The following is a 3,429-nucleotide window of genomic DNA, read 5'->3' on the forward strand; positions in this document are numbered from 1 at the left end:
CAGGATCACCAGCGCCACCGAGAAATAGATCACCAGCCCGGTGACATCGACCAGCGTGGCAACGAACGGCGCCGATGCGCTGGCCGGGTCGAAGCCGATGCGCTTCAAGGCGAACGGCAGCATCGACCCCGACAGCGAACCGAAGGTGACGATGCCGACCAGTGCAGCACCCACCGTGGTGGCGATCAGCGGCCAGTGCGGGCCATAGTCGTAGAAGCCCATATACTGCCAGAGCGCGATGCGGCAGACGCCGACCACACCGAGCATGGCGCCCAGCACCAGGCCGGTGGGCAGCTCGCGCAGCGCCACCCGCCACCAGTCGCCAAGGCCGATCTCGCGCAAGGCCAGCGCGCGGATGACCAGCGAGGTCGCCTGCGAGCCGGAATTGCCGCCGGAGCTCATGATCAGCGGGATGAACAGCGTCAGCACGATCGCCTTCTCCAGCTCGCCCTCATAGCTCTGCATGGCGTTGGCCGTCAGCATCTCCGAGATGAACAGCGCGCACAGCCAGCCGCCGCGTTTCCTGATCATGGCGAGGAAGCTCATCTTCATGTACGGCTCGTCCAGCGCCTCCATGCCGCCGAAACGGTGCACGTCCTCGGTCGTCTCCGCGATCATCGTGTCGATGATGTCGTCGATGGTGACGATGCCGAGGATCTTGCCATGGTCGACGACCGGAACGGCGAGCAGATCGTATTTGGAGATCGTCTGCGCCAGCGTTTCGCGATCGGTCAGCGGGCCGACCGTCATCGGAAGATGATCCGGCGCCACCGTCATGATCGAATCGTCCGGCTCACCGGTGATCAGCCGGCGCAGGCCCGTCGAGCGCACAAGCAGGTGCGTTTGCGGATCGACGATATAGATCGCATAGACGGTCTCGCGCGTCCGCTCCACCTTGCGGATGTAGTCGAGCGTTTGCCCGACGCTCCAGTCCGAGGGCACGCTGACGAACTCCGTCGTCATGATCGATGCGGCACTGCCTTCGGGATAGCCGAGGATGGAGAGCAGCGTTGCGCGCAGCGGCGGCGCAAGTCCGCCAAGCAGCTCGGAACGCGCCGGCTCTTCCAGCTCGCGCAGGATGTCGGCTGCCCGGTCGACCGACATGGCGGTGAGCAGCTTGCCCGCCTTGGCGCGCGGCAGCGCCTCCATGCGTTCCGACGCGCCGTCGAGTTCCGGCTGATCGAAGATCTCGACCAGACGTTCGAACGTCACTTCACAGAGCAGTTCCGTCGCGGTCTCTCGAGGCTCCCTGTTCAGGGCCTCGACAATGTCGGCGACGTGATCGTTGGCTAGGATACGGGCAATCGCGACGGCCTCGTCGCTTGCCACCGTGGTAAATTCGTTCATGGCTCACTCCTTGCCGTCCGGCAGGACATGAACCATGTGAGGTCACGTCAGGGCGGACGGCTGTTGCGTTCGACTGTGACTGTCGCCAGGCATGGCGCGGTGACCTTTCCGCTTGCGGGTTCGCGTTTGATTGTCTGCAAGCGGGCGCAACATAGGAGCGCGCCTCGCCGTGTCAATCGCGGTGAGGAGGGAAAATGCCGACGAGCGGGCAAGATCGCGAGACTGTGATCACCGGCCGCCGTTCGACCAGGCAGACCGGGGTGGAATAACCGTTATTTCTGCTTCAGCCGGCGCGAGAAGCGCAGCCACTTGTCTTCGACCGGCCTTGGGACCGGCCTTGGCTGCACCAGAATGGTGGTGAGTTCGGCGGGCAGGGTCGGAACCAGCGGCTTCTTGGTGGCGACGCCGTCGGCGATCGCGACGATGCTGTGATAGAATTCGCTGCCCGTCATCGATCTCGGCGCCACCGCCTCGTGCATGACGGAGATCACCGTGACATCGGGGCAGTTGTCCTTGATGGCCTGGTGGAAGGCGACCTTGCCATCGGGGTCGAGCGCGCCGGTCGCCTCGTCGAGGAACAGCAATCCCGGCTGCTGCAGCACGATGCGGGCCACCACCAGCTTCTGTTTCTGGCCGCCCGACAGAACCTGGTCCCAGCTTTTGCCTTCGCGGCTTTCGTCGGCCATGTGCTCGATAAAGTCGCCGAGCCCCGCCTTGTGCAGCGCCGACGCCACCTGCGCATCGCCATGGTCGTGCTCGGAGCCGGGCAGGCAGACCAGTTGCTTCAGCGACACAGGCTGCAGCTTGACCTCCTGGGCGGCATAGAAACTCTTGACGCCCTCTGGGAAGACGATGGTGCCGCGGCCATAGGGCCACAGGCCGTTGATCGCCTTGATCAGCGAGGTCTTGCCGCAACCGGACTCGCCTTTCAGGAAAGTCCATTCGCCGCGCCGGAAGCGCAGATTGGCGGCGCTGAGAAAGGGCGTCGCGTCCTCGCCCTGATGCGCCAGTTCGAGCTTCTGGATGGTCAGGCCGAAAACCGGGTTCTGGCTGGCATAGTGGAAGTCGGAGCGGCCGGTCTGGCTGTAGAATTCCTGCGGATGCTGGACATTCTCGATCGCATTGGCCAGCTCGGTGACACGCTGGCTGTTGGCGCGCAACGTGGCGATGGCGGGCATGACGTGGATGAACCAGGAACACTGGCCGATCAGCGAATTGACCAGCTCGGAGCCGGTTATGTAGCCCTTGAGGTCGAGACCGTTGTGGATGAACGGCACCAGGCCCGGTCCGTAGGCGACAATGCGGGCACCGATGAAATTGTAGATCAGCTCGAACGACATGTAGACGGTGTTGACGATGTTCAGCCGCGTCCAGGTGCCGTCGATGTCGACATAAAGCCGGCCATGCATGGTCCTTTGCACGCCTTCGCCCTGAGACGCCGCGACATGGAAGGAGCGGCGCAGGAATGTCGTCAGCTCGCCGCGATAGCTGCCCTCGGCCTGCTGCATCCTGACATTGAGGCGCTCGAGCAGGCCGCCGAGCTTGACCGCGATCCAAGTGTTCAGCGGCACGTAGGTGGCGACGGCCAGGAAGGCGAGGATGGCGCTGCCATAGCTGCCGAGGAATTCCAGCCCCTTCACCTCGACGGAGTTTTCGAGCAGCTTCTGGCCGACGAAATAGAGCGATGTGGCAACGCCAAGCACGCCCATGGCGAGCCCGATGGCGCCACCGGTCATGTCCTTGATGGATTCCTGGACGCGCTGGTCGATATTGTCGGGGGCCGGTGCGCCGCTGCCGGTCGACGCGTGCTGGGCATGGAAATGCGTATGATTGCCGTCCAGCAGCGCTTCATTGAAGCGGCTGTCCAGCCAACCGCGCCATTTGCGGTGCAACGTCGCCGAGACAAGGTTGCGGATGCCGGTGAAGCCAGCGTCCTTGAGTACGACCAGCAGCACGAGGACGCCGGCATTGACCAAAAGCGAGCGAAGCGGCGTGGTGTTGGCGGCGTCATGGAAGAAGGCGATGGAATTGACCAGTTCGCCCGAGGCTTCGGCGAACCAGACACCGGCCTTGCTGGACAAC

Annotated in this window: 2 protein-coding genes; both read right to left on the bottom strand. The window is 63.8% G+C overall.

All coding sequences use genetic code 11. From position 1 onward, the window contains the following. A partial coding sequence (gene mgtE / locus EN969_RS22520; RefSeq protein WP_127419405.1) for a magnesium transporter occupies window positions 1–1,347 on the bottom strand: 1,347 nt, incomplete at its 3' end. A 272-nt stretch (window positions 1,348–1,619) separates the two neighbouring features. Then, window positions 1,620–3,429: ABC transporter ATP-binding protein/permease (locus EN969_RS22525; protein WP_164758421.1), on the bottom strand; the 1,810-nt coding region annotated here is incomplete at its 5' end.

Origin of the sequence: Mesorhizobium sp. M7A.F.Ca.CA.003.01.2.1 (assembly GCF_003998945.1) — a bacterium.
GTDB lineage: Bacteria > Pseudomonadota > Alphaproteobacteria > Rhizobiales > Rhizobiaceae > Mesorhizobium > Mesorhizobium ciceri.